16 protein-coding genes, 1 tRNA gene, 3 pseudogenes and 1 other annotated feature are annotated in these 21,247 nt (G+C 46.9%); of the genes and pseudogenes, 17 read left to right on the forward strand and 3 right to left on the reverse strand.

All coding sequences use genetic code 11. The features are described 5' to 3' along the window. Nucleotide 1: 1 nt before the first annotated feature. The 12 genes from argH to JWG39_RS10420 all read left to right on the forward strand — a co-directional run bounded on the left by argH (nucleotide 2) and on the right by JWG39_RS10420 (nucleotide 11,173). A complete protein-coding gene (gene argH / locus JWG39_RS10365) occupies nucleotides 2-1,408 on the forward strand; it encodes an argininosuccinate lyase (protein WP_205219324.1) in 1,407 nt (468 codons plus the stop codon). Between the two features lie 10 nt (nucleotides 1,409-1,418). Continuing rightward, nucleotides 1,419-2,456, forward strand: a complete 1,038-nt coding sequence (locus tag JWG39_RS10370; RefSeq protein ID WP_205219325.1) for a fibronectin type III domain-containing protein — start codon at nucleotides 1,419-1,421, stop codon at nucleotides 2,454-2,456. Nucleotides 2,457-2,516: 60 nt separating this feature from the next. Next, on the forward strand, nucleotides 2,517-3,350 hold the full coding sequence (gene dapF / locus JWG39_RS10375) for a diaminopimelate epimerase (RefSeq protein ID WP_205219326.1): 834 nt from the start codon (nucleotides 2,517-2,519) through the stop codon (nucleotides 3,348-3,350). Nucleotides 3,351-3,368: 18 nt separating this feature from the next. Then, nucleotides 3,369-4,244, forward strand: coding sequence for a 4-hydroxy-tetrahydrodipicolinate synthase (dapA, locus tag JWG39_RS10380; RefSeq protein ID WP_205219327.1), 876 nt, complete (start codon nucleotides 3,369-3,371; stop codon nucleotides 4,242-4,244). Between the two features lie 10 nt (nucleotides 4,245-4,254). Continuing rightward, the gene (gene dapB / locus JWG39_RS10385) at nucleotides 4,255-5,067 is read left to right on the forward strand and encodes a 4-hydroxy-tetrahydrodipicolinate reductase (protein ID WP_205219328.1); all 813 of its coding nucleotides are present in this window, start codon (nucleotides 4,255-4,257) and stop codon (nucleotides 5,065-5,067) included. Next, a complete protein-coding gene (folK, locus tag JWG39_RS10390) occupies nucleotides 5,067-5,597 on the forward strand; it encodes a 2-amino-4-hydroxy-6-hydroxymethyldihydropteridine diphosphokinase (RefSeq protein ID WP_205219329.1) in 531 nt (176 codons plus the stop codon). Before dapB ends, folK begins: the two co-directional genes overlap by 1 nt. Before the next feature lie 10 nt (nucleotides 5,598-5,607). After that, a complete protein-coding gene (locus JWG39_RS10395) occupies nucleotides 5,608-5,886 on the forward strand; it encodes a YHS domain-containing protein (RefSeq protein WP_205219330.1) in 279 nt (92 codons plus the stop codon). After that, entirely contained in the window at nucleotides 5,883-6,527 is a 645-nt protein-coding gene (gene fsa, locus JWG39_RS10400) for a fructose-6-phosphate aldolase (RefSeq protein ID WP_205219331.1), read from the forward strand. The genes JWG39_RS10395 and fsa overlap by 4 nt, the downstream gene beginning before the upstream one ends. 25 nt (nucleotides 6,528-6,552) lie before the next feature. Beyond that, nucleotides 6,553-7,176 carry a lytic transglycosylase domain-containing protein gene (locus JWG39_RS10405; protein ID WP_240192087.1) on the forward strand — a complete coding sequence of 208 codons (624 nt, stop codon included), beginning with the start codon at nucleotides 6,553-6,555 and terminating at the stop codon, nucleotides 7,174-7,176. A gap of 80 nt (nucleotides 7,177-7,256) precedes the next feature. Continuing rightward, a tRNA-Leu gene (locus JWG39_RS10410) sits at nucleotides 7,257-7,343 on the forward strand. Between the two features lie 384 nt (nucleotides 7,344-7,727). Beyond that, nucleotides 7,728-8,634 (forward strand) — a sequence feature (16S ribosomal RNA rRNA prediction is too short). Nucleotides 8,635-8,923: 289 nt separating this feature from the next. Then, nucleotides 8,924-10,825 (forward strand): hypothetical protein, encoded by a 1,902-nt coding sequence (locus tag JWG39_RS10415; protein WP_205219332.1) that lies wholly within the window; start codon nucleotides 8,924-8,926, stop codon nucleotides 10,823-10,825. 6 nt (nucleotides 10,826-10,831) lie between these two features. Then, nucleotides 10,832-11,173 (forward strand): hypothetical protein, encoded by a 342-nt coding sequence (locus JWG39_RS10420; RefSeq protein WP_205219333.1) that lies wholly within the window; start codon nucleotides 10,832-10,834, stop codon nucleotides 11,171-11,173. Between the two features lie 42 nt (nucleotides 11,174-11,215). Here JWG39_RS10420 and JWG39_RS17075 read toward each other — a convergent pair. Continuing rightward, a pseudogene (locus JWG39_RS17075) lies at nucleotides 11,216-11,490 on the reverse strand (IS30 family transposase); the annotation flags it as partial. A gap of 24 nt (nucleotides 11,491-11,514) precedes the next feature. Next, nucleotides 11,515-12,671, reverse strand: a protein-coding gene (locus tag JWG39_RS10430) for an IS3 family transposase (RefSeq protein ID WP_205219334.1) whose coding sequence is annotated in 2 segments (ribosomal slippage) — nucleotides 11,515-12,398 and nucleotides 12,398-12,671 — 1,158 coding nt in all. Because the reading frame shifts where the segments join, the coding sequence is not laid out codon by codon here. Nucleotides 12,672-12,721: 50 nt separating this feature from the next. On the opposite strand from JWG39_RS10430, the pseudogene JWG39_RS16940 reads away from it, so the two are divergent. Beyond that, nucleotides 12,722-14,959, forward strand: a pseudogene (locus JWG39_RS16940) (type I restriction endonuclease subunit R); the annotation flags it as partial. Nucleotides 14,960-15,347: 388 nt separating this feature from the next. Here JWG39_RS16940 and JWG39_RS10440 read toward each other — a convergent pair. Further along, complete coding sequence (locus JWG39_RS10440) at nucleotides 15,348-16,724, reverse strand: sigma-54-dependent transcriptional regulator (protein ID WP_205219336.1); 1,377 nt, start codon at nucleotides 16,722-16,724, stop codon at nucleotides 15,348-15,350. A 525-nt stretch (nucleotides 16,725-17,249) separates the two neighbouring features. Here JWG39_RS10440 and JWG39_RS17080 point away from each other — a divergent pair. From JWG39_RS17080 to JWG39_RS10460, 4 genes and pseudogenes are all read left to right on the forward strand, one after another. Beyond that, nucleotides 17,250-17,375, forward strand: a pseudogene (locus JWG39_RS17080) (adenosylhomocysteinase); the annotation flags it as partial. Between the two features lie 128 nt (nucleotides 17,376-17,503). After that, the gene (locus JWG39_RS10450) at nucleotides 17,504-18,145 is read left to right on the forward strand and encodes a class I SAM-dependent DNA methyltransferase (RefSeq protein WP_205219337.1); all 642 of its coding nucleotides are present in this window, start codon (nucleotides 17,504-17,506) and stop codon (nucleotides 18,143-18,145) included. 487 nt (nucleotides 18,146-18,632) lie between these two features. Further along, nucleotides 18,633-19,838 (forward strand): methionine adenosyltransferase, encoded by a 1,206-nt coding sequence (gene metK / locus JWG39_RS10455; protein WP_205219338.1) that lies wholly within the window; start codon nucleotides 18,633-18,635, stop codon nucleotides 19,836-19,838. Between the two features lie 177 nt (nucleotides 19,839-20,015). Then, on the forward strand, nucleotides 20,016-21,239 hold the full coding sequence (locus tag JWG39_RS10460; protein WP_205219339.1) for a diaminopimelate decarboxylase: 1,224 nt from the start codon (nucleotides 20,016-20,018) through the stop codon (nucleotides 21,237-21,239). Nucleotides 21,240-21,247: the final 8 nt, after the last annotated feature.

The following is a 21,247-nucleotide window of genomic DNA, read 5'->3' on the forward strand; positions in this document are numbered from 1 at the left end:
AATGCCACAGGAAAAGAAGAGAGGCTCAGAAAAGATGTGGGGCGGGCGGTTCAGTGAAACCACTGCCGCTTCCATGGAGGCCTACAGTGAGTCGATAAGCTATGATTCGCGTCTCTATAAGTATGACATTGCCGGCTCAAAAGCCCACGCCGCCATGCTGGCGGCCAACGGTATTCTGAGCGATGAGGAGTTGCATAAAATCACCACCGGTCTCAGTGAGATTGAGGCGGAGATTGATGCCGGTACCTTTACATTCAAGGTGGAGCTGGAAGATGTTCACATGAACATCGAGAAGGCGCTGATTGATCGTATCGGTCCCGCTGGAGCACGGCTGCACAGCGGCCGTTCCCGCAATGATCAGGTGGCAGTGGATTTCAAAATGTATCTCCGTGACCAGTGCGATTTTATTGTCGAACTTCTTGATGGTGTCCGCGCCGCCTTTGTGAAACTGGCACGCTGGAATCTCGGGGCGGCAATGCCTGGTTACACCCACATGCAGCGGGCGCAGCCGGTGCTCATCTCCCATCACATGCTTGCCTATTTTGAGATGTTCAGTCGTGACAGGGGGAGGATGAAGGACTGCAGGCGGCGGCTCAACCTTTCGCCCCTTGGCAGTGCAGCGATGGCTGGTACCGGTCTGCCCATTGACCGGGAGATGACCGCGAAGGCACTGGGATTCGAAAGCTGGACGCGCAACTCCATGGACAGCAGCGGCGATCGCGATTATGCCCTTGAGTTTCTTTCCACCTGCACCATGATTCACCTGCACCTTTCCCGCCTTTCGGAAGAGCTGGTGTTGTGGTCCACGAGTGAGTTTGATTTTGTCAATCTTCCGGATAAATTCTGTACCGGCTCCTCCATCATGCCGCAGAAAAAGAACCCGGATATTGTCGAGCTGATGCGGGGTAAAACCGGACGGGTAGTAGGCAGTCTGATGACACTTATCACCATTATGAAAGGTTTGCCGCTCACCTATAACCGCGATCTGCAGGAAGATAAGGAGCCGGTCTTTGATGCAGCCGATACGGTCAGTGCCGGGCTGTCCATCATTGCTGAGCTGCTTACCGATCTCAAGTTCAAGAAGAAACGCATGGACGAGGCAACCCGTATCGGCTGCATGACCGCCACCGACCTTGCCGACTACCTTGTGCTGCACAATGTGCCTTTTCGTGAAGCACACGCTATTGTTGGCCACGCGGTTGCCTGGTGCCTGGATCATGGGAAAGAGCTGCCTGATCTTACTCTTGAGGAGATGGCACAGTTCTCGCCTGTCATCGGCAAAGATGTTTATGAGGTTCTAAGTACAGAGGGTTCAATCAACAGCCGTGTTTCCTACGGTGGAACGAGCCTTGTCCGTGTAGAAGAGGCGGTTGCCACCGCTGAAAAAGAACTGGGAATACAAGCCTGAGAGGAATGGAATGAAACTTCAAACTGCTGCCTGCATTGTCGCAGGTGCCACGACCCTGCTGCTTTCCGGATGCGGCTATAAAGATGATCCGGTTCCGCCGCAGTCTGTTGTCCCCCTCGCGATTGAGAACCTGCGCTACACCATTAATGACAAGGGTGTGGAGCTTACCTGGAGCTATCCCTCAAAGACACTGAAGGGTGCTCCGCTGGAAGATATCTCCAGCTTTGAGCTCTTTCGTACAGGTGTCCCCATGGATGAATACTGCAAGACCTGCCCGATTCCCTTTGGCAAGCCGCAGGCTCTGCCCGGAGGAGCGGTATATGACGGAAATCAGCTTCGGGACGGTGCATATCAGGCCAGAGGTTTGAGTTCCGGCTACCGCTACTTCTTCAAGATCCGCTCCAAAGACAGCTGGTTTGCCGAGAGTCCCGATTCCAATATCGTTACCTTTGTCTACTCCATCCCTCCGGCGGCACCCTCTGCACTCAGGGCAGATACCGGTGATGGTGAGGTGAACCTCCACTGGGCGGCAGTGAACATTTTACAGGACGGTGCAAAACTGCCCGCACCAGTGCACTATCAGGTGATGCGCAGCACAGGCGGTGACCTGTCTCCAATCGGCGCACTGCAGGACGGCCTGAGCTGGAAAGACACTACAGTCAACAACGGCGGTACATACAAATATACCGTTCGGTCAGTGATGAATTTCGGCGGCTCCCTTGTGCCGAGTCTGGATTCCACCACGGTCAGCGTCAGCCCGGTTGACTCTACTGCACCGGAGGCTCCTGCCAATGTGCAGGTCGTGGCAATGACTCAGGGTGTGAAGGTCTTCTGGGAACCTTCGGATGCCGCAGACCTCGCCGGTTACCGCGTCTATCGGAGTGCCACCGGCCAAAATTACCAGTTTGTCGGCACGGTGGAAGCTATCTCAACCCTTTTCAATGACAGTAAAGCGGATGCCGATTCTTCCTGGTATTACGTTATCACCGCAGTCGATAAGACCGGGAATGAGAGCAGTCGCTCGCAAGCCGGTCACACGCGGGACTGATTGCATGCGTAGTCTTCGTTATATCCACCGGAGGCCATTGATCTTCAAGGAGTTTTATCCATGGCAGTAGAATTTCCCCTCCCCTTCGAAAAAATGAGCGGCGCGGGTAACGACTTTGTACTTATTGACAACCGCAAGGGGGCCATCCCTCTTGCGGAACAGGCCGATTTTGCCCGTAAAGTGTGCCGGAGAATGTTTTCCGTCGGAGCGGACGGCCTTATTCTCATTGAGGATTGTGGTGAGGCAGACTTTCGCTGGCAGTTCTACAATGCGGATGGTTCGGTTGCTGAAATGTGTGGGAATGGTTCACGCTGCGCAGCCCGCTTTGCCTTTCGTTCCGGGATTACCGGCCGGGAGATGACCTTCTCCACCCTTGCCGGAATTATCTCAGCGAAAGTCGGTGAGCAGGAGGAGATTGTCAGTGTCAAAATGACTGCTCCCTGTGATTTCCGTCTCGGGCTTTCGGTGACTCTTGATGAAAAAGAGTTTCCTGTCTCTTTTGTCAACAGCGGGGTGCCTCATGCGGTGATTTTCGTGGAAGGTGAGGTCCCGGTAACAGTCTGGGGACGCAGTGTCCGCTATGACAAGCAGTTTGAACCGGCAGGAACCAACGTCGATTTCGTCTGGCTGAAAGATGACGGTATTAAAGTGCGAACCTATGAGCGCGGAATCGAAGGCGAGACCATGGCCTGCGGTACCGGCGCGGTGGCCGCAGCTCTCTATGCCGCAATGCAGAAAGGATATGAATCGCCTGTGTCGGTGGAAACCCTTGGTGGTGATACCAATACAGTCTATTTTGATCTTCAGGACGGCCCGGTGGCGAAGGACGTTTTTCTTCAGGGTCCCACACGACTGGTCTGTACCGGACAAATAACCCCCGAGGCTCTTATCTGAGCCCGGTCTGGAGGAGATATGGAAAAATTCTGTGGTGCTCTTGTTGCCCTTGTTACCCCCTTTAAGGATGGTGAAATAGACGAACAGGGCTTAAAAGATCTTATTGAATTTCAGATTGCCGGTGGCACTCACGGTATTGTGCCGATGGGTACTACCGGTGAATCCGCCACCACCGATTTTGATGAGCACAAGCGTGTCATTGAACTGACTGTGGAGACCGTGGCGGGGCGGGTGCCGGTTATCGCCGGGACCGGAGCGAACAATACCCTTGAGGCCATCGAGCTGACCGAGAGTGCGAGAGAAAGCGGGGCGGATGCCGTGCTCTCTGTCGTTCCCTACTATAACAAGCCAAACCAGGAGGGGATGTATCTTCACTTCAAGGCGATTGCCGAGAAAGTTGATATCCCCATGTTCCTCTACAACGTTCCGGGGCGGACGGTGGTCAATATTCTCCCCGAAACCACAGCGCGACTGGCGCAGATCGACAACATCATCGGTATCAAAGAGGCCTGCGGAAGTCTTGAGCAGATCAGTGATGTTATCCGTAAATGTCCGCAGGATTTCATCGTCCTCTCCGGGGACGACTTTACCGCCATGCCCACTGTGGTTATTGGTGGTCGGGGCGTTATCTCAGTTATCTCCAACGTGTATCCCCAGGGGATGTCGCAGATGATGGAGAAGGTGCTGGCCGGAGACATTGCCGGGGCGCGTGAACTTCACTATAAAATGTATGATATGATGAAGCTGATGTTCTCTTCTCCCAGCCCGGGACCGTCGAAAAAAGTGCTGGAACTGATGGGTATGATCGGCGATGGTTCGTCGCGTCTGCCCATTCCGCCTGTGAATGACACCGCTGCGCTGGAAGAGGCGATGCGTGACCTGAAATTGATTTAAGGAGACCATTGTGATAAAGGTTATTGTAGCCGGTGCCGCCGGACGCATGGGGAAAATGCTCTGCAGGATGGTGACTGAACATCCAGAACTCGAACTGGCCGGAGCGTTCGACGCCGTGGGAGGGCCCGCTGTCGGTCGTGACTCGGGAGAACTGGCCCTCGGTATCGCCAACGGCGTTGTTATCGGTGAGGGACTGGAATCAGAGATTGATCGCGGCGACGTGATCATTGATTTCACCTTTCATACTGCCACCCTTGAGTTTGCCCGTATTGCCGCAAAGCATGGGACCGCCATGGTTATCGGCACCACCGGGCTTGCTGCGGAAGAGCTTGCCGAGCTGAAGAGCCTGGCAGAAAGCTCCTTTCCCTGTGTGCATGCCCCGAATATGTCTGTCTGCGTCAATGTCCTCTTTCAGCTGGTGAAAAAAACGGCGGCGATTCTTGGAGACGATTTCGATATTGAAATTATCGAAGCCCACCACAAAATGAAGAAAGACGCCCCCTCCGGTACCGCACTGAAACTCGGTGAAATGGCAGCTGAAGGTGTTGACCGGGATTTTCTCAGTTCACTCGTGACTGAGCGAAGTGGTATCATCGGTGAGCGAAAAAAAGGTGAGATTGGCATCCAGAGTATTCGTGCTGCGGATATCGTCGGCGAACACACGGTGATGTTTGCCGGACCGGGGGAGCGGATTGAATTGAGTCATCGTGCCCACAGCCGCGAACATTTTGCCCAGGGTGCCGCCCGCGCAGCCGCATGGGTGACGAAACAGAAAAAAGGAATGTACACGATGTTCGACGTCCTTGGACTGGAAAACTTCTGATGGAAACTTTAATGCCGGCGTGGATTGGTTTCGGTTCCAATATCGGCAGAGGCCGGGAACAGCTCAGTGCAGCCTGGCGTTGTCTCGGCGAGTTCCCCGGCATCCGTACTGTCAACATTTCCCACCCGTGGAAATCGTCACCGGTGGATATGGTGAGTGACAGATGGTTCACGAATGCTGCCGGATCTCTTGAAGTGTGTCTCTCTCCTGAGGAACTGCTGGACGCACTGAAGGTGGTGGAGGCCGATTTTGGTCGTCTCCGCGCAGAAGAAGGCGTTGGATATCAGGACCGGCCCCTTGATCTGGACCTGCTTTACTATGGCGTGGGTGGTGGACATATTGTTGACAGTTGCGATCTGGTAGTGCCGCATCCCCTTATCAGCCGGAGGCTCTTTGTCCTGCTGCCCCTGACGGAGATTGAACCACTGCTGGTCGATCCGAAGACCCGCCGTACTGTTTCGGAGATGGGGAAGGATCTGCTCAATCGGGAAACCGGTCAGCAGCTTGAAGTCTGCGACTGGAAAGAGTAAAGGAGAGAGAATGGGAATTATTCGATTTCTTGTCATTGCAGGACTGATCTGGTTTGCCTGGCGAACCATGAACAACTGGCTGAAGGAGCGCAACCGCTCTCTTGAGAAAGACGGGAAACCGCCCCTTCAGGCTGATGAATTCAGTGATATCCTCGAGGAGGATCCGGTTTGTGGTAAACTGGTACCCCGGAGCCAGGCGGTGCGGCTTGATGTTGACGGCCGCGTATTGTATTTTTGCAGTAAAGAATGTTGTCAAATCTTCCGAAAGGAAAAAGGAGAAAAGTCATGAAGTTTTTTATCGATACGGCCAACATTGATGAGATTCGAGAAGGTGTTGAGATGGGACTGGTCGATGGAGTGACCACCAATCCGACCCTCGTCTCAAGAGAGAACAAACCTTTTGAAGAGTTGATTCCCGAGATTTGTGCTATTGTTGATGGACCGGTAAGTGCAGAAGTCGTGAGCCTTGAGGCGGACGGCATGCTGGAAGAAGCGAAGAAGCTGGCGAAGATTTCAGATAATATCGTCATCAAGATTCCCATGATTACCGAGGGGATCAAGGCGGTGAAAAAGCTGACCGCCGAGGGTATCAAAACCAACGTCACCCTTGTCTTCTCCGCCATGCAGGCACTTCTCGCGGCCAAAGCGGGCGCAACCTATGTCTCTCCTTTTGTAGGACGGCTGGATGATATCGGGGTGCAGAGTATGGACCTGATCAGTGATATTGTCACCATTTATGATAACTATGGTTTCCAGAGCGAAATTATCGTCGCTTCCGTACGCAGCCCGCAGCATGTTCTTGATTCAGCACTTCTCGGCGCGGACATTGCCACTATTCCGCTGAAAGTTATCAAACAGCTGGCACAACATCCTCTGACCGACAAAGGCATGAAACAGTTTCTTGCCGATTGGGAGAAGAGAACCAAATAAGGGCGAAGTCCTGCGGAGAATGCCTTTGAACAGGAACAGCTGGGATTTACATAATGTACACTGGCTGGCGGTTGGAATAGTTGTTCTGCTTGCCACTGTAATCGCGTGGCAGGAGGCGGAGGCGGGGTTGTATGTCTGTCACGATTCTCGCGGCGGTGTTTTCTATACCAACGTGCGCAGTAATGCTCAGTGTAAAACGATATCATCTAAACGTGACATCGTTACCATGGGCTTCTCGTCTCATAAACGGGGGACAAAAAAATATGACAGTGAGATCTCAAGCATTGCCACGCGTTATGGGGTTGATCCTTCGCTGATCAAGGCGATTATTCATGTTGAATCAGGTTTCAACCATCGTGCGGTTTCACGTATGGGAGCCAGGGGACTGATGCAGCTCATGCCGGGAACAGCGCGGGAACTGAAGGTTTATAATCCCTTTAACGCGAAGCAGAATATCGACGGTGGTACCCGCTATTTTCGCCAGATTATGGATGATTTCAACGGAGATGTGAGACTTGCTCTTGCCGCCTATAACGCGGGACCTGGTCTGGTACACAAACTGCACAGGATTCCGGCAATTCCGGAAACCCGTAATTATGTGCGCAAGGTGATGCGCATGTACCGTTTTTATAAGAGCGGGGCTATATAAGGTACCTATAAGTAAGGGCGGATTTCAGTACGCTTTCCCCTTGACGTAAACAGGTAAAGCAGAGTATAAACAATCTTTACGCCGGAGTGGTGAAACTGGTAGACGCACTGGACTCAAAATCCAGCGGGGGCAACTCCGTGTCGGTTCGATTCCGACCTCCGGCACCAATGCCAGGTACGCAGTAGATTTATAGAAGTTTATTAAAGCCCCTGACCTTAACTGGTTTGGGGCTTTTTTGGGCCTTTTTTTGCTCTTTCTGTCCTTTTTTTCCCTTTTTTTAAAAGAAATCCCTTGTCAAAAAGGGATATCAAGAAGTATATTCAAGACTAAAATTGAATTATACATAGGAAATAGTCCCTAAACAGAATGCGTTATGTATAGGCTAACGATTTTAGATATTTAAAAGGACATCCTTCGGAGTGAGACGTTAACTGTATAGATTTAAGATCAAAGGGAAGAGTGGTCTGTATATAGTTGGCCGTTATCTTGATTGTTCTTTTTAAGAAGCCCAAGGGTTGCCTCTATTTTAAGTTACCGTGGGGGGAGTTCCGTACCATTTAGCTATAGTCCTTGGCTGGTGAAGCGATACTCTTTTGAATTTACAATTATCGACACATTGGTAAGTTAGCGGTATCTGATGGCTCAACTCAGCTGCTATGCACTATAGTTGGTAGGGTAGTGCCTTACCAAAGCAACGATGGTTAGCGGGTCTGAGAGGATGATCTTGGAACTGAAACACGGACCAAGCTCCTACAGTAGGCAGCAGTGAGGAATATTCTCTCATTGCCGCAGCTAACGCATTAAGTTGACCGCTTGGGGAGTACGGTCGCAAGATTAAAACTCAAAGGAATTGACGGGGGTCCGCACAAGCGGTGGAGTATGTGGTTTAATTCGACGCAACGCGAAGAACCTTACTTGGTCTTGACATCCCAAGAATCCCGATGAAAGTTGGGAGTGCCCTTCGGCGAATTCGGAGACAGGTGCTGCATGGCTGTCGTCAGCTCGTGTCGTGAGATGTTGGGTTAAGTCCCGCAACGAGCGTAACCCTTATCTTTAGTTGCCAGCATTAAGTTGGGCACTCTAAAGAGACTGTCGGTGTCAAACCGGAGGAAGGTGGGGATGACGTCAAGTCCTCATGGCCTTTATGATCAGGGTTACACACGTACTACAATGGCATAAACAATGGGCAGCCACACCGCGAGGTGGAGCGAATCCTCAAATTATGTCTCAGTCCGGATTGGAGTCTGCAACTCGACTCCATGAAGTTGGAATCGCTAGTAATCGTAGATCAGCATGCTACGGTGAATACGTTCCCGGGCCTTGTACACACCGCCCGTCACACCACGGGAGTTGGTTGTACCAGAAGCAGCTAAGCTAACTTTTAGAGGCAGGCTGCCAAGGTGAGGGACGAAATGAAATTATTTTTATTCATGAATGGAGAAAAGAGAGAGATGGTTGATAAATCTTTTGCAAAAAAATTTAAAATTAAGAAATCTGGAAAACATAATCGGACTTCTTTGAAGACGAAGGAAATTGTACGTACCTTGGCTCGACGAAATGTTACGATCAATCAGAAAGGGAAAGATTACGTCCGAGGGGAGATGCGGTTGTTTGGTGGTTGTGTACAGTCGGTTGAATTAGATTGAGTCATGATTCTTCTCATTTAATATAGGTAGTTGAATAAAAAGGGTGATCCAATTGGATCACCCTTTTTATTTGCTGTTTAACCTAAAAAATTACGGGAATTATGACTATGGAATATAGAAATATTGATGCCAAGAAAGAGAGCTTTTTTAAATTGTCTGAGGAATATGGGAGCATTGCTTCCTTTAGAAGAATACTCTCTTTGTTGCGGTTGAATAAAATGGAGAAAGTCTGCGAAACTATTGCCATTAGAGAAGCAAATGTGTCAGTAGATGGCATGTTTTGTAAAAACAAAATAGACCTCTCTAGACAGTGTAATAGTTGTTTTAGGTATATCAAACAAATGCGTGTGGATCACTCTCCTATTTTAAAAGATAAGAAGTGTACAAAGTTTTTTTTCCTAGACATCAAGATCCCAAATGGAAAAAAAATAGACAAAGAGGAGTATAAAAAAAATCTAATTGGTTACTGTATCGTACATCAGGACACATTGATACAAACAAATGGGGGGAGAGAAAAAGAAGAGGTTAGATATTACGTACCAGAATGCATATTGACCGGATTGGTCAAAGATCAATATGGGACATTCAAAGATACTGTTATCTTAGATGGAAATGAATTTACTATAGATAGAGGTATTTATTTTGCACAACAAAATGGATATACTAATTGTTGTGCTCACGCTGCGATCAAAACCGCACTAAGAGGCTATGATAAAGATATTTCATGCGATGCAATAAATAATTTTCTTGTAAAAGATAAGCCTGATATAAAAAAACAGGCTATTCTGTCAAGGGTTTCAAAAGGATTAAGGATTCAGGAAATGATCACGGTAATTAAGGGACTTTCAAAAAAAAGTGATCACATTGATGAGTTGGATCCTATCCAAGTCAGCGCTCATGATTTACCGATTACATCTTTTATTGAAACAATTTACAGAGCAATAGAGTCGAAAATACCAGTCATATTATTATTGCGTATTCCCAAAAAAGAGGGCGTAGGTGCCTCGTTTGATGGGCATGCAGTTTCTTTAATTGGTCATACTTTTAATGAAAATGACTGGAATGCATATGGTAGTGGTTATTTCTCCGATCAAAATGTCCAGTCGTTTTTGTCAAGCTATTTGTGGTGCGATAATTATGTGATTCAGGACGACAACTTTGGCCCAGCATATCAAATTTCATGTAGTTTTTTAGCTGACTATTATAACTATGCGGTCACTCTTGAAAAAATAAATTTGAATATATCTTCAAATAGCGCATCTAATAAATTTACCTCTGACTACCCTCTTGCAGCGTTAATCATACCTCCTAAGGGACTAAGAAAACTAACAGAAAATCTTCATGAAGTGGAGAGAATTGCAGCAACATTCTTCGTTGAGCAGGTTAATATATTTGCCACAGACAGACTTTTTACAAAACTTTCCGTGAAAAATAAAGAATTATTTGATAGGTATTTTTATTATATTTTTAAAAACAATCTGGGTAATAGAAAAAGAACTTTTATTTGTAGAACGATTCTTGTAAGCAAAAATGAGTACCTTAGCAGCAAGGATATCCAAAATATTTATTCTGATCATATAATGTGTGACTCCGACGTGTCTCTAGTGGAGGGACTTGGCTGTTTCTTACCTGATTATTTTTGGCTCACTGAAATAAGTGTCCCGGAGTTATTTTGGATCAATCACGCAAAAATAGGAGAAATAATCACTGATAGAGAAGAAATTCCTGATATAGAAGAACTAGAATACAATGAAAAGAAAAAAGATTCCATCTTGAAAAGTGAGGATGATTTAGCTGGCCAACCCACTCAAGAAAAAAAAACCAATGCTTCTTTACTGGAAAGCATTGGCCTCAGATTAATAAGGTTGCCTTATCTTGTATGTTTGTTTCCTAAAGGAGATGATAATTACTATCCTACATATCTTTCGAAACAAGCTAACCCTCACCAGCCAATGTTGGAAAAAAAAGAAGGTATAATAAGACAATACAAAAAAGGAAAATAATTAGTCATGAACAGAGAAGAATATATTGAAAATGTACTGAATGAACTAAGTATATTCGTGCAAGAGGAAACGGAACAAGATTTATTTGCTTTAGGTTGGAAAAATAAAAATTTAGGTTGGAAAAGTGAAGACGTTTCATCAATTGCAAAATTGCTCACAACATTTTTTTGTAATAAAACTAAAAACATAGACGGTGATAAGGCTGATATCGCGGCAACTTTATCAGGTATAGTTTATGATGCTACCAACGGCTCATTGCCACCTGAGGCTTTAATAGCCGTAGTCGCACTAAAAGTGTTTAAGTATGGAGTAATATATGTTTGTGAAGAGTTTAGTTTTATTGTATAGTTGGTTTTTTAGACCAGACTGGAAACTAGAAGGCTGCTGAATTCAAGTAATAAGTGCAACACGTTTGCCAGTGAAGACTTCCAGCGTAAGATCTTTCTCGGTGTCAAATTCAACAACAGAACTCCGTTGTCTATTTCCTCTTGAGAAAGAGTCACCATATCAAATTTTTTGGGCCAGAACCTTCTGAGTCTGCCATTAGTATTTTCATTTGTTCCTCTCTGCCAGCTTGCGTATGGTTTTGCAAAAAAGACATCGATGGAATGGCGTTTATTGATTTTGGCGTGAGCCGCAAATTCGCTACCATTGTCCAGTGATATGTCAACACTTTTCCGGACACAATATTACACAGCTTCCTGCATCATCTCAAAGACCAGCGGAGCCTCATATCCGTTAGAGGAATGCAGGCGCTGACGGTTGTAAAAAACTTCAATGTATTCGAATATTGCAACCCTTGCTTCGTCGCGAGTTTCGAAGTCGCAATGATGAATCAGTTCGATTTTCAGGGTATGGAAAAAGCTCTCGGCTACAGCATTATCCCAGCAATCACCTTTTTTGCTCATGCTGGCGTGAATACCGTAGGTTTTGAGGGTCTTCCGGTAAAGATCAGAAGCATACTGGCAGCCTCGGTCGCCGTGAAAGATAAGGCCCTTGTCTGGCTTTCGTTTCCAGACGGCCATCAGCATGGCGTCATTGGCCAAATCAGCCATCATACGTGCCCCCATGGACCAGCCGACCACAGCCCGAGAAAACAGATCAATAACAACGGCGAGGTACAGCCAGCCTTCGCGTGTAGAAATGTAGGTTATATCGCCAACATAAACTGTATTCGGCGTGGTGACGATAAATTCACGATTAAGAAGGTTCGGTGCGATTGGCTTGTCGTGATTTGAATTTGTTGTCACCTTAAACTTTCGTCTGGTTTGAACTTGAAGATTTTCTTCTTCCATCAACCGCCCGATACGGCGGCGACTGACAATATTTTTTGTTTTCTCCAGAGCCTTTTTTATTCGTCGGGTACCATAGTTCTTTCGACCTTTTTCGAAAGCAGCTTTGATCTGAGGACGAAGCCGGTCATCCTCAGTGCTGTGGACGCTGGGCAGTCGGTGTAAATATTCATAGTAGCCACTTCGGGAAACTTGCAGAACACGACACATCGGCTGAACACGAAACTCAGTCTGTTTTTTCATCCAGGCGTACTTCACCGACTGTTCTTTGCAAAGTACGCTGCCGCCTTTTTTAGAATATCGCGCTCCTCTTTCAGTTGAGCGTTTTCCCGACGAAGGCGTTTCAATTCTTCATAAGGGTGGTTCTCACCGGAGCCTTTATTTGCTGAAGGTTTCACTTGGCGATACTTCCTTATCCACGTGTAAAGAGTGTTACCATTCACGCCTAAATCTTTTGCTGTCTGGGCTATTGATTGGTCTGATTCAACCGCCAACTTGACAGCATCCTGCTTAAATTGGGACGAATAATTTGAATTCACGGGACACACCTCCATTATCAGGCATTATACCTGTATTTGTGTGTCCGGGATAGTGTAGCCATATCACTTTTGCAGGATGCGGGGTCGTGAACAACGAACGCGAACCGTGCCGGGCGGGTAATGGTAAACATCTCAGACAATTACTGGGCGAACATAAATCCTATGTGTTTTCACTGATTCAAAAATTTAATCAGGATGTCGATGCTGGTGAATGTTATTCCGAGCGTGATGATGTGATTGTCATTACCGACGAGGCGCATCGCACCCAATATGGCATGCTGGCCTTGAACCTGCGCAATGCCCTGCCCAATGCAAGCTTTATGGGTTTTACGGGTACGCCGCTCTTTTCGGATGAGGAGATTACCCGCCGTGTCTTTGGTGACTATGTTTCTACCTATGATTTTCAGCGGGCGGTTGAGGATGGTGCAACAGTGCCACTCTATTATGATGCCCGGGGCGAACGCTTAGGCATTGCTACACATGATTTGAACGAGCGGATTGCCGATAAACTAGAAAAAATTGAATATGAAAACCTTGATCAACAACAGCGATTGGAACAGTCGTTAAAGCAAGATTATCACATTATCACTGCGGAAAAGAGGTTGTCTCAGGTGGCTGAGGATTTTGTGGAGCACTACTCAACGGGCTGGGAAAACGGCAAGGCGATGGTGGTCTGTGTCGATAAAATCACCTGTGTGAGGATGTATAATCTGATTGTAAAAGAGTGGCAAAAACGAATTGAGCTTTTGACCCGAGAGCTGACACAAACGTTTGATCAACAAGAAGAAGTGTATCGCATGCAGCAAATTGCCTGGATGAAGGAAACACAGATCGCAGTAATGGTGAGTGAAGAGCAGGGTGAAGTGGAAAAGTTTCGTAAGTGGAAGCTGGATATTACTCCCCACCGGCGACTGATTAAAGAAGGCTTTGAGATCCCTGAAAAGTTAAGAAGCCAGCCTGCATTTATTGGGATGCAGCGGTTGGATATGGCTTCTGCCTTCAAAGAGCCTGCTCATCCGTTTCGTGTTGTTATTGTCTGTGCCATGTGGCTTACCGGCTTTGATGTACCAGGTCTTTCAACCTTGTATATCGACAAACCACTCAAAGCGCATACGCTTATGCAGGCGATTGCTCGAGCGAACAGGGTGAGTGAGGGGAAGAATAACGGTCTTATTGTCGATTATTGTGGAATATTGAAGGGGCTGCGTAAAGCTTTGGCAACGTTTGCGGGTCATGGCGATGGTGGCCGTGGAGGTATGAGTGGGAGAACTGATCCGAGTCGTCCAATGGAAGATTTGTTGGAGGATTTGGCTGAGGCCATTGGCTTGGTGCGGGGTTTTCTGGATGATAAAGAAGCTTCCCTTGAAGATATCAAGTTAATGACCGGTTTTGCACGTAATGCAGCTATTGTAAAGGCTAAGGAAGCGGCCAATGAAAACGACGAAACACGCAAACGATTCGAGATTATGTGTCGCGCTGTGTTTAAGAAATTCAAGGCATGTATTAACGACCCACGGGTAAATGAGTATCGCCCAAACCGCGATGCCATCAATGTGGTGTATAAACATTTGCAGAAAGATCGTGAGAATGCGGACATTAGCGATATTATAAGAATATTGCATGGTGTGATTGATGAGGTTATTGAGACCAGTCCACCTTCTCTGCCTGAAATCGTAGAGGAACACCCCGTCTATGATATCAGTAGAATTGACTTTGAACGTTTAAGGCAGGAGTTTGAGAGAAGCCCGGCGAAGAAGACAGCTGTGCAGTGTCTGAGTGCCATGATTGGGAATCGGCTCAAAAAAATGCTTGACCGTAACCCGTTACGTACCGATATGCAGGCACATTATGAAAAGATTATTGCTGAGTATAATAGTGAAAAGAACCGGGTGACTATCGAACACACGTTTGAAGAATTGTTGAGAGTGGAACAAGGTTTAGGGGAGGAAGAAAATCGCGCTGTTCGTGAAGGGCTGACGGAAGAGAGTCTTGCACTTTATGATTTGCTGAAAAAGTCTGAACTCAGTGTCATAGAAATTAAGCGCATCAAGGAAGTCACTGTAGACCTGCTTGCTGTTGTTAAGGCTGGAGTAACTAAATACCATCATTGGCGTGATAAAGAATCTTCTCGTGATGCGATACATACCACTATTTACGATTTACTCTATAGTGATGAAAGTGGTTTGCCGGAGAGTTGTTATAGTGAAGCCGATGTTGAAGATGTTGCAGGGGCTGTTTATCATCATGTTTTTAGAGCTTACCCAGATGTTCCTTCTCCCATTTATGAAGCTGTTGCTGCTTAAAAAGAGGGTGAGGAATGGTTACTTGTAAACCAGAGTCAAAACATTTTACTTTTTACTGTAAATATCCTCTTATACCAATCACATTTTTTACTGACCAGAGAACGCAACTGCGTGGACATCTTTTTTGGCGATTACGAATGGAGAAACAGGATGTAAAATTGATCTCATTGTAGAAACGTCGGTTGTACTGGAGACGCCCAAAGTGGTCGTCTCTACGGAATTTTTTGCTTTTTCCCGTCTCCCGTCTCCTTTCTCCCTTTTCCCGCCCCTGCCTTTGAATCCGCCAATACAAAATGTATCCTCGGCCTTGCCGTGCTATAAATGTGATGCTCATTACCCTGAAATAGAGGCTATGAGCATGTTCGTGGGCGGCGTAAAATTTTGATAATTAGAAATTGCCTGCGTGGAGCTTCTGAAGCTTATTGTACAGGGCACGACGGGAGATACCGAGTATTTCTGCTGCCCTGGTGCGGTTATGTCTGGTGTATTCCAGGGTTCTGATAATGACTTCATTTTCCACTTCGCCAAGACGCATCCCGACGTGAATGGGTATGGTGATATCGTCATGCTGACTGTTCATCAAACGTTCAGGGAGATTAATAACATTGAGAATATCCTCCTGGCAGTTGATGACAGCCCGCTGGATGACATTTTTAAGCTCGCGCACGTTTCCTGGCCAATTGTAGCATTCTATGCAGCTGAAAAAGTTGGAGCTTACACCGCGAATAACCTTTTGAAAGTCTTCAGATGACTGTTTGATAAAATGGTCCACAAGCAGGTGAAGGTCACCGTGGCGTTCCCGCAGGGGTGGCATGACAATGTGCAGTACATCAAGCCGGTAGTAGAGGTCTTCGCGAAACCTGCCCCTGCGAATTTCACTCATGAGATCCGCATTAGAGGCGGCGATGACCCGCACGTCGACATCGATATCGTTCTGGCTGCCGAGACGGTGGAACGATTTTGTATCGAGCAGCCGCAACAGGCTCACCTGCATTTTCTGGTCTATTGTTGCGATTTCGTCAAGAAATATTGTACCACCAACGGCCAGTTCAAAGCAGCCTTTGCGCAGTGCGTTTGCGCCGGTAAATGCTCCTGCTTCATGACCGAAAAGTTCGCTGGCGACAAGATCAGATGGCAGGCTGCCGATGTGTACAGGGATGCACGGTTCATTTGTGCGATCGCTCAATTCATGGATTGCCTGTGCAGCCAGCTCTTTCCCTGTTCCTGTCTCACCAGAAAGGAGAACAGGGATGTCTGTTGCCGCTGCCTGGCGGATCTGGCGATACACCTGGTGCATAGGGGTTGAACGGCCAACCATTTGTTCAAAAGTCGTTTTTTCTACCTCAGACCGGAGCAGCAGGTTCAGTCCGAGCTGAGGCTTCTTGTCCATCGCGGTTTCAATAAGCATCTTTAGCTCTTCGTCACTTACCGGCAGCAGGGAGTAGTGAAATGCGCCAGCACGCAGCGCCTGATGGGCAATTTTAAGCCGGCCGGGATGGGCGAAAAACAGAATCTGTGTCTCCGGACATTTAGCCGTAATTATCTCAAGGATTTCAAGCGCCGACAATGGGTGCTGGTGGGTCACTGAGCTGGAGAAAAGCATAATGTCAAAAGATTCATGCTCAAATCGATCAACCACCTCTTCGATGCTTCGTTCGTAGGCAAGATGCAGTCGGGATTCCAGATAAATTTTCCTGACCTGCTGTGCAAGGCCTCTCCCTTCGTCAACACAGATAATTTTTATTTTTTGGGGGTCGTTTTCCATAGAAGAGTTGTTGTATGAGGGGAAATGGATTCAGTAAGGTCTAAAAATTAAGATGCTTTGCCCTTTATTGAGCAGATAGTTCACATATTATGTTTCTGATATATTACAAGAGAAAACATATAAAAGCTATCGGAGTAATGCCATCTCTCTATGGTTAATACCTTGATTTTATGTATTTTTTTTCGATTTCCTTTTGCTGCTCAACTACTGTGTGTTGTTCCCCGCACTTATTAAGAGCTGCTTCATTTGGGAAAAATATGCTCACATTGTTTTTACCATGGTAAAAATGTGGCACATTTTTCTCACCATACGTCTTTCCTCGTTTGCATGTTCCTGTAATTTTAAACTGTTATTGATAAATCATTGGGCTGTATATCCTTGCCACGACAGGTAATCCGCCCATTTTGGGTTGCCGGGAAAGCACGTTGGTACAAGGTTGGAATGTTTATTGCTAAAGAATATTGTCATGAAACCCGTCATCTGTGTTGGATCGCCTGTTGTTGATCTGGTGACACCGGATGCCATGAGGAAGCAGCCCGGCTGCACCTGGATAAACCTGGTGCAACCCTTACCAGAATGACTCCTGATCAGACCGACGATATCAATGTCTCCGTGGATGGACCATACAGGCCGGATCATTATCGATATTAAACGGTACCTGGCAAAAGGGTAACTTCAGAATTGTTTCCGCCTGGTAATATTCCGGCGGGAACCGCAGACGCTGATGTATTTTTCAAATTAAAAAGTATCAATGCTGAGAAATAAAAGAGGAGAAAAAGATGGGTAAGACAAAGATCAGTGATAACAAGACGCTGGACAGGGTTTATACCGCCACAAATTATCAGGAACTTATGAGCGCTTACGGTGACTGGGCCAAACAGTATGAAAACGATACTGTGGGTGCCTTCGGTTACGTCGCTCATATTGCTACAGCAAAAGCTCTTACCGATGTGGTTGACGATAAAGACAGTCTGATTCTTGATGCTGGATGCGGTACCGGCCTTGTTGGCGAGCAGCTTGTTGAGCATGGTTATACAAATCTCGAGGCTCTCGATTATTCAGCGGAAATGCTGAAAGAAGCTGAGGGAAAAAATATATATTCCCGTCATATACAGGCCGATCTGAGTAAACCTCTGGATATCCCGAACAATAAATATGATGCCATCGTTTGCACCGGAACGTTCACCTATGGACACGTGACACCCGACGGCTTTGATGAGCTCGTTCGAATCACAAAGCCTGGGGGAACAATTTGTTTTACCGTTCGGGAAGGCGCATACGAGGACCACGGTTATGGTGAGCGACTGGAAAAACTGGAGTCAGACAACATCTGGAAGTTACTGAACAAGTTCGATACAGATTATCTGAAAGAGGAAAATGTCAGCTGTAAAATGTGTGTGTATCGGGTTTGCGCGGAATAGTTTTCGCGAGATACAATCTTGCCTTTTTGAGCACAATATTCTCACTGCAACCCTGTAACACTTCTTATTAAAGCGGAAGATAAAAAATAGAAAATTCATCTAAATACCTATTTTAAAGAATAATTATTCATTTTTTTCGTCCATGATAATTTAGCAGGGATATTTGCTTCATTTGTTAACACAAACGCAGCCGATAAAATGTTGTCCATCTTATTCTGGTATCGTTAATCGAGTGGCACTCTTTGCCCACTTTCGTTTTTTTATCTTTTTATATCTTCCCCCTTTTTCATTGAATCAGCGATTGGTGATTCGTTTGTCATCTTAGTAGCCAAAAGGGTTTGCACTCTCTTCAGCTCCCCAATTTTTCGATTTATGGACGGGGATGCTTCATTGATTGCAGCATGGCGTGAGGACGTTATGACTTCGAAAACTGTATCTCGGTTAATCCGTATCGAGATTATACAAACGTAATATATAAAGGAACATTATGAGTAAACTGAAGAGTAATCACGTTTTCACCTCAGAATCAGTTAGTGAAGGCCATCCAGATAAAGTTTGCGATCAGATCTCAGACGCTATTCTTGATGCCTGTCTTGAACAGGACAGCAAAAGCAAGGTGGCTTGTGAGACCGCAGTTACTACAAACTTTGTCGCCAACCTGGGTGAAATAACCTGTGATGGCTGGTCGAATATCGATCCGGAGAAAATCGCAAGGGACGTTGTAAAGGACATCGGCTATGACCGTGCTGAGCTTCTTTTCTCCTGCGACACATTCAAATATCTTTGTCATATTCATACGCAGTCAGCAGATATTGCTCAGGGCGTGTTGGAAGGTGAAGGGCTCTTTGCTGAGCAGGGTGCTGGCGATCAGGGGATGATGTTTGGCTATGCTACAAGCTCTACCCCGTCTCTGATGCCTGCACCGATTTATTACAGCCATCTGCTGCTGGAAGCTCTTCAGAAGATAAGGAAGAAGGGCGATATTGGATATCTCCGTCCGGATGCAAAAACCCAGGTTTCCGTGGAACATGTTGACGGCACACCCACCAGAATCACCTCCATTGTTATCTCACACCAGACTGATGATATCGGCTTGAAGACAATTCGCAAGGACCTGATCGAGGTCGCTAAATCTGTACTCACTCCAACCGGTCTCATTACCAAAGATACCCAGTTCTTTATTAATCCCACCGGCAAATTTGTCATTGGCGGCCCTCACGGTGATGCTGGCCTGACAGGGAGAAAAATTATCGTCGATACCTATGGCGGTGTCGGTTGCCACGGTGGTGGCGCATTCTCCGGCAAAGATCCATCCAAAGTGGATAGATCCGCCGCCTACTATGCACGCTATGCAGCCAAAAATGTTGTTGCGGCAGGCCTTGCAGAAAAATGCGAAATCCAGGTTGCCTATGCGATAGGTGTTGCCAGGCCTCTTAGTATCAATATCGAGACCTTTGGCACAGGAAAGGTTGAGGAGAAGAAAATACAGGAGGTTCTTGAAGCAGGAGAAATCTTCGATTTCCGTCCGGCATCCATTGCCCGTGAACTGGAGCTGACCACCCCTCGTGGTTGGAGCTACCGGCAGACCGCAGTGGCCGGCCACTTCGGCAGAGATATTTTCCCCTGGGAGCAAACCAACAAGGTCAACCAGCTGCAGGAAGAGCTCAACCTTTTTACAATGGCGGTCGCGTAGCGCAACACCTTCAACAGAGCAATACCGTCAGATAGATTTCGGCGGTTTTCTTCGGTAGTAAGAAAGTAAAGCAGTGGTGGAGGGCCTCGTTCTGTCCGCCTCCATGATTTAACTGTTCATTGCTGCTTTATTTACCAAGAGGCGATAAGAGCGAAAATTTTTCGGAGTGATGTCTTCATGAAATTATGGTGGGAGAGAAAAGGATTAGCCTACAACGAGAACAACCAGGTTATTTTTGCGGATCAAAATGTACAAAAACTTGGAGAGCAGCTCGGAACACCGCTTTTTTTATATAGTGCGGATAGAATTCTCGAAAATATAGAGCGGGTACAACGAGCTCTTGAAAATACAGGGCTGCCGAATAGAGTTTACTATGCGCTGAAAGCTAACCGGTTTGAACCGCTGCTCACATGGATCAAGTCATCAACCACATGCGGGGTGGATGTCTGCTCGCCGGCAGAAGTGCGGCATGCAATGAGCTGTGGATTTTATTCTTCAGACATATCCTATACTGCAACCTCAGTATCCAATGCCGATCTTGATTTCCTCACAAATTTTCCCGATTTAAAACTCAACGCCGATGGTTGCAGCATGATCAGACGTATCGGCGAGCGTACTCCAGGCAGGTCAATTGGTATCCGCATCAACCCCGCCATAGGCACAGGATACGCTTCTAACGAGCTGCTTCGTTACAGCGGGGAGAAACCTACCAAGTTTGGGATATATATTTCTGAACTTGAGCAGGCTCTTCAACTCGCACAGCAATACGATCTGCGTATTGACAGGGTGCATTTTCATACAGGCTGCGGGTATCTCAACGATCAACTTCCGGCGTGGGAGAAAATCCTCCGGGAATGTTTGAAAATGATTGAAAGGATTCCGACTGTAGAGGCAATTAATCTCGGTGGAGGACTCGGTGTTCCGCTTACGGCGGAAGATAATCACCTGGATCTCTCAGAATGGGCTTCAGTCATCAGGCGGGTTTTCGGAGATACATCGTATGAAATCAACGTTGAGCCGGGAACCTACATAGTAAAAGATGCAGGTGTGCTGGTGCTGGAGGCCAATAGTGTAGAAACAAAGGCTGAGAAGTGTTTTGTGGGCGTGAACGGTGGCTTTAATCTCACTATGGAACCGGTGCACTACAAACTTCCGTGTGAACCCGTTCCATGTATCTTGCCTGACTCAATAAAGAAGTCTTTTGCCCCCGCTAACCTTTCCCCGGTAACCGTTGCCGGCAACATAAACGAAGCGCTCGATGTACTCATCGAAGATTTTATGGCACCACCAATAGAGGAAGGGGATTTGTTGGCGTTCATTAACGCCGGAGCATACACCTCTTCCATGAGTTCCAATCACTGTATGCGAGGAGAATTTTCAGAATATCTTTTGCTGGGTTAAGCGACAGT

The sequence above is a fragment of the Desulforhopalus vacuolatus genome (assembly GCF_016918505.1).
GTDB lineage: Bacteria > Desulfobacterota > Desulfobulbia > Desulfobulbales > Desulfocapsaceae > Desulforhopalus > Desulforhopalus vacuolatus.